Below are 5,420 nucleotides of genomic sequence, written 5' to 3' on the forward strand. Positions count from 1 at the left end.
TTTGTGGGTGTGCTCGGGGATTTCACCGAGGGGCTCTATGTGCAATAGGCTGGCACGGGTATTCATTTCATCGAGATCGCAGCGCATTCGACTGACTTTGCCGAGCTGCTGCCATGGGCGGTTATGGAGTTTTTTAAAGGCTGCAGGAAGGTAATACTCTTGTTTTTTTAACTTGATAGAAATGGGCTTATTGCTCGGCGCTTCACTTAAGGTTGGCTGAGCAAAAATGTGTTCTAGCATGTGTTCGAGCGGCGCTGGGATTGAAGACGCTTGAGCGCTGGCTCCTCGGCTGGCGGCATTGTCATTGTCTGTCTTTGGGGAAAATGCTGAGAATGACGACATGGGCGCAAGATGAAAGGCGGCACGGGCCGCTTGCTCAGTGTAGGCGGTTAATGCTGTTTGGCATTGTTCGCACAGTTCACAATGGGCCGAAATGGCAATAGACATGGATAAGGCTAATTCTCCATTGGCATGGGCAAGGAGTAAGCTGTCATGGGGATGATGGTTAATCATGTTGTGTCTCCAAAAAGCTTTTTAGCTTTTCTAGTCCCAATCTGAGGCGTGATTTAATGGTACCTATAGGCACTTTGAGTGCATCGGCCAGTTCTTGCTGTGTCAGTTCTTGTAGATAGATCCCTTGAACGACTTGGCGTTGGGCAAGGGGGAGGGCGTTTACATGCTGCAGCAACTTTGTGGTGAACTTATGATCTGTTTGCAAATCCTGGGTCATACTGCTCTCGCACAGTGGCCACAAGTCATCGCCGAAGGTGTCTTCTTTGTTATGTTGGACCCGCCTTAACATATCAAAACATTGGTTGCGCATGACGGTGAAAACCCAAGTGGTGACGGAACCTTTATCTGCATTGTACAAATGGGCTTTGGTCCAAACGTTGGTCATGGTTTCTTGCACGAGATCCATGGCAAGTCCCTGTTGGTGTAGCCGTTGCATGCCAAAAGCCCGGACTTTGGGCATAAAGTGACAAAATAAAAGGCGAAATGCCTCTTTATCTTGATGATTAGCGACCTTGAGCATCAATGTGGCTAACTGCTCTTCCTGTGGGGCCGCGCCATCCTGGTGAGGGAGATTGTTTTCCATAGCCGAGTCTGAAAGGGACTGTATGGCCCTATGATACCGATTTTGCCGACTGGGTGATTGCATATTTTCCATTATTTTTACTCTTAATCTGAGGGGATAACCCATGAAAAGAGACCATCGAGTACCAATCATCAGCCGTGGGCTAGGGGGTGACCCGAATGCAGGGCAATACGTTGTCACTTGGCTAAAAGATCACTCAAGGTTTATTTAATATGGCGCGCAGAAAATCCCGGGCAATTAGATGATCCTGTGTATTTATGCACGCATATTTGTCGGTCGGCGCGATGGGAAGGATCTCTAACCATCGCTGGCAAACCCAAGCAATATCATTAAATTGCTGTTTTTGATAATGCTGCAAGTGTTTGGGATATTGGCTAAAAATAGTGTGTAGCATATCGCTCAGATAGCGATCATTAGGGGTGATTGGCGCCCTAGGCCAGTTGTCGAGCAAGGTGACCTCGCCGTATTTTAGCCCATCGCTTTCACTCACAAATTGTTTGAGCTCAAAGCGCTGTATACCTTGGACTAGAATGCCGAGCATGCCATCGGCTAAGGTTTCAAAATCAATAATATGGGCCAAGGTGCCAATGGGTTGAATGAGATTACTTTGTTGCTCTAGCATGCATAGGCCAAATCCTTGGGCAGATTTTAAGGATTCTGCGACGAGGCGTTTATATCGCGGTTCAAAAATCCTAAGTTGGGTAAAGCCCTCAGGCAATAAACAAATCGGCAAGGGAAACAGCGGTAATTTCATAGGTGCCTCGAATGAACTGATGTGTTTATCATTACGTATCATTACCTGAGTTTGATCAATGCAATCAACCGTTCCTTTAAGAGGCAAATATGAAGTTAAATGCATTTGAAAAACGTGTGGTACAACATCCACTGCGCGTGTGGCTGCAACATAAGATTGAAGCGCCTTTATTGATGTCCATGCTGCCTAAGCCGATGGCGAGTTTTCAGCATGCGCTGGAGATTGGTTGTGGTTTTGGTCAGGGTATTGAGGTGATCCGAGCGCATTTTGGTGCTGAGCGGGTGACTGCGGTGGATCTTGATATCGACATGGTCGCCGCAGCGAAAGCGCGCTGGCATCAGGATGCTCGCGCGTTACCGGGCATCAATTTTAGCGTGGCCGATGGCTGTCAATTACCCTTTGCCACGGCGCAATTTGATATAGTGTTTAACTTTGCGGTGTTTCACCATATCCCCGATTGGCAAGTGGCGGTGGCAGAAGTGGTGAGGGTGCTTAAACCTGGAGGTTTTTTTGTCATTGAAGATTTATACCGTTTAGCGATTTGTAACCCCTTGAGCCGGCGTTTATTTGACCATCCTCAACATAACCGATTTACTCATATTATGTTACTTGATGCCCTCGAACAGGCAGGTTTTAGCATCATATGTCAGCGCAATCTGCTCAATCTTGCCGGCATGATACTTGCCCAAAAACCGTGTGAGGTGAGGCCCCACGGGCTTATCCCGCTGGCGGCATAATGTGGAGTGATATGGCTAGCAGGTACACACTTAAAGCGGAATACATTGAGTGCTATAACATCGCGCAATATTGCTGCTTGAGCATAAACTGCATATAAGCTATTCAGCGCAGAGGAAATTATTTACATAAAATCGACACATCGCATAGTTATCCTTGGTTTTTTTCCGGTATAATTTGGCCTCATCTTTTACTATGTAACTAAGTGATACCCGCCTGAGTGGAGCCCTCGGATTATGACAAATATACTCACAACGGTCGATCAGCGAACGAAGTTGGTAGGTGAAAATCGCCTCGAGTTGCTGCTTTTTCGGATTAATTCCACTCAGTTATTTGCGATAAATGTTTTTAAAGTCAAAGAAGTCGTGAAATTACCGGCACTCAATGCTCTGCCTGGTTGCCATCCACATATTTGCGGGGTGGCCAATATTCGAGGGATGTCGATTCCGGTGATTGATTTACGCGCGGCAATTGGCTTTAAACCGGTCCCGCCTGCCGAGGACGCCAATATGATCATTACGGAATATAATCGCAGTGTTCAAGGTTTTTTGGTGGGTAAAGTCGAGCATATTATTAATATGACGTGGAGTGATATTTTGCCGCCGCCGAAAACGGCGGGTCGACATAATTATCTCACGGCCATTACGCGTATAGAGTATCAGGGGCAATCGCAATTAGTTTCCATTATTGATGTGGAAAAGGTATTAGCGGAAATTATTCATTACGATGTCACGCTATCCGAGGGCGTACTCGATGAAGATCTCTTACAGCAAATGCACGGCCGTAAAATATTGATTGTTGATGATTCATCCACCGCCAGACGGCAAGTGCGCGATACATTATCTCCCTTGGGCATAGAAATTATTGAGGCCTCCGATGGCTTGCAAGCCTTGCAGTTATTGCAGCAATGGCGAGATCAGGGCAAGAAAGTCAGTGAAGAATTATTAATGATGATCACCGATGCCGAAATGCCCGAAATGGACGGTTACCGCTTAACTTATGAAGTGCGTAGCGATAACGCTATGGCGGATTTATTTATCACCTTAAATACCTCGCTCAGCGGCAGCTTTAATCATGCGATGGTTGAAAAAGTCGGCTGCGACCGGTTTATTTCTAAATTTCAACCTGATTTACTGGTGGATATTGTGCAGCAAAGAGTAAGACAATTGCTGTAATACAGTTGCTGTTGTTTTACTGTTCGCTGGTCTAAATCTTGTTTGCGGCATTAGTCGCACTGAGTTGCATTAGGATTAGTATTGTGGCGTTTGCTGCATTAGTTGCATTTGCCGCAGTAGCCCCGTGAGTGGTGTTTGTGACGGGGCGAGTTTGGGTCGCGGTGTCAGCACTTAACGATCGTTGGCTAATTCTTCCTGAAGTTCGGCTAAAATGTGGCGTTTTAGTTCTTTGGTTGCCGCAATATGGATACGCGCGAGCCTGAGGGCATAACTAAATCGTGCCTTGCCGACTACGCTGACGAGCTTTGCCAAAAATGTCTTATCTACGCTAAATTGGCTACTGAAGTAATCGATGGCGGCTTGCACAGAGCTGTAGCGAATGCCATTAAACTCAAAGTCTAAGTGATGTCCTTGATCTTCAATTGCGATCCCGTCGAGCATAATGGGCCAAGCTGGCGCATTGATCCGCTCGCGGGCAATTTGGTACATCATCCACGCGCTTTGCTTAAATCCTTCAAAGACCTTACAAGAAAACTCCGACTCTGCCAGTTCTGCCTGCGTCCAATTGATGCCTATCGCCAGATGTTTGGCATAAATGCGCATCAGGGCATCTTTTACTGCCATGCGGCAATCCCAAATGGAAGTCAGTAGGTGCTGCTTGGCGAGTTTGCCGCATTCACTACAGGAAGGGACCGCTAGGGAAGGGTGAGGGCTATGGGGTTGGCTGTGATAGTCAAAATACTGATCACAGGGTTCACCACAAAACCAGCAGGTGTGGCGCTTATCGAAGGGGATATCAATCCGTGGAATCGCATTCGCTGGCATGGCAATCAGTGGTAGAGCGCTAGGTGGTATAAAGGTGGAATTTTTGGCATCAAGGGTGGTGTGCGTCCAACCTTGATGCCATTGCGCAGAAGATCTTACACTTCTTCAACATCCACTAATTCTTTGGCGAGAATGATAGGATCAATCTCTAAGCATTCTTCATCGGTCTGCCAATCGACACCGATCAACACGCCATCGTCATTAAAATCTGATACCCAGTATTCTAAAAACTCTTCGAGTGAAATAGCCACAGCTTGGTAATCATGCCATTCGTCGCTGCAATGGGACTTAGCGGCTTGTTCGCTTGACCATAATGGCATCACATCGGTGTCTTCAAACTCACTGGAGTCGCATACGACCCAGCCTTCACCAGTTTCATCCATTAGGCCCCAAAGAGTCTGATGTTGTTTTACGTTTTCGATAAAGCCAGCTAAAGCCGCATTGATTTCAGTCATGATAGGTCTCTTTGATGTGTGCCGTTAATGGCCCCATTATACGGTAACATTGACAGAGTCCAAGGGATTCTTTGTGGGCAGCTTGCTTGTGTTGTTTAACTGAGCAATAGCGGAAGGGATCTTAGTATTTGTCGGCCGTGGGATAGTGTAAACTGGTGCAAGCGTACCGTTGAGGATAATACTGCGAAATGACAGCGTTTGGCTTGTTACCGCTCCTGATTGCCGCTGCAGTTTGCAGCACCACAGTGGTGAGGCTTGAGAGTTTACGTCATGATATTCCTCGGGAATGTGCTATTTAGTACTCAGCTATATTGTGGTCTTTGCCTTTTGTGGTGGGTTGCTCCATCACCGTATGTGTAACGCAGCCGACGTTGGTCTCG

7 protein-coding genes are annotated in these 5,420 nt (G+C 46.9%); 2 read left to right on the plus strand and 5 right to left on the minus strand.

The window, feature by feature from the left end; translation table 11 throughout:
- The 3 genes from ACRCZA_RS15045 to ACRCZA_RS15055 all read right to left on the minus strand — a co-directional run.
- Window positions 1-513, minus strand: a 513-nt coding sequence (locus ACRCZA_RS15045) for a ChrR family anti-sigma-E factor (RefSeq protein ID WP_438675204.1), incomplete at its 3' end; no start/stop codon positions are given.
- Window positions 506-1,168 (minus strand): sigma-70 family RNA polymerase sigma factor, encoded by a 663-nt coding sequence (locus ACRCZA_RS15050; protein WP_438675205.1) that lies wholly within the window; start codon window positions 1,166-1,168, stop codon window positions 506-508. The genes ACRCZA_RS15050 and ACRCZA_RS15045, both read right to left, overlap by 8 nt.
- Window positions 1,169-1,292: 124 nt before the next feature.
- A complete protein-coding gene (locus ACRCZA_RS15055; RefSeq protein WP_438675206.1) occupies window positions 1,293-1,850 on the minus strand; it encodes an LON peptidase substrate-binding domain-containing protein in 558 nt (185 codons plus the stop codon).
- Between the two features lie 89 nt (window positions 1,851-1,939).
- On the opposite strand from ACRCZA_RS15055, the gene ACRCZA_RS15060 reads away from it, so the two are divergent.
- Both ACRCZA_RS15060 and ACRCZA_RS15065 read left to right on the plus strand, forming a co-directional pair.
- Entirely contained in the window at window positions 1,940-2,587 is a 648-nt protein-coding gene (locus tag ACRCZA_RS15060; RefSeq protein ID WP_438675207.1) for a class I SAM-dependent methyltransferase, read from the plus strand.
- 234 nt (window positions 2,588-2,821) lie between these two features.
- A complete protein-coding gene (locus ACRCZA_RS15065) occupies window positions 2,822-3,760 on the plus strand; it encodes a chemotaxis protein CheV (RefSeq protein WP_438675208.1) in 939 nt (312 codons plus the stop codon).
- A 171-nt stretch (window positions 3,761-3,931) separates the two neighbouring features.
- On the opposite strand, the gene ACRCZA_RS15070 is transcribed toward ACRCZA_RS15065, so the two are convergent.
- Window positions 3,932-4,585, minus strand: a complete 654-nt coding sequence (locus tag ACRCZA_RS15070) for a hypothetical protein (protein WP_438675209.1) — start codon at window positions 4,583-4,585, stop codon at window positions 3,932-3,934.
- 95 nt (window positions 4,586-4,680) lie between these two features.
- Window positions 4,681-5,040 carry a DUF2750 domain-containing protein gene (locus ACRCZA_RS15075; protein WP_438675210.1) on the minus strand — a complete coding sequence of 120 codons (360 nt, stop codon included), beginning with the start codon at window positions 5,038-5,040 and terminating at the stop codon, window positions 4,681-4,683.
- Between the last annotated feature and the right edge of the window lie 380 nt (window positions 5,041-5,420).

Source organism: Shewanella sp., from assembly GCF_051658185.1.
Lineage (GTDB): Bacteria > Pseudomonadota > Gammaproteobacteria > Enterobacterales > Shewanellaceae > Shewanella.

Coding starts and splice junctions, on each gene's coding strand:
- ACRCZA_RS15070 (WP_438675209.1), bottom strand. CDS start 4,585: ATGCCAGCGAATGCGATTCCACGGATTGATATCCCCTTCGATAAGCGC.
- ACRCZA_RS15060 (WP_438675207.1), top strand. CDS start 1,940: ATGAAGTTAAATGCATTTGAAAAACGTGTGGTACAACATCCACTGCGC.
- ACRCZA_RS15075 (WP_438675210.1), bottom strand. CDS start 5,040: ATGACTGAAATCAATGCGGCTTTAGCTGGCTTTATCGAAAACGTAAAA.
- ACRCZA_RS15050 (WP_438675205.1), bottom strand. CDS start 1,168: ATGGAAAATATGCAATCACCCAGTCGGCAAAATCGGTATCATAGGGCC.
- ACRCZA_RS15065 (WP_438675208.1), top strand. CDS start 2,822: ATGACAAATATACTCACAACGGTCGATCAGCGAACGAAGTTGGTAGGT.
- ACRCZA_RS15055 (WP_438675206.1), bottom strand. CDS start 1,850: ATGAAATTACCGCTGTTTCCCTTGCCGATTTGTTTATTGCCTGAGGGC.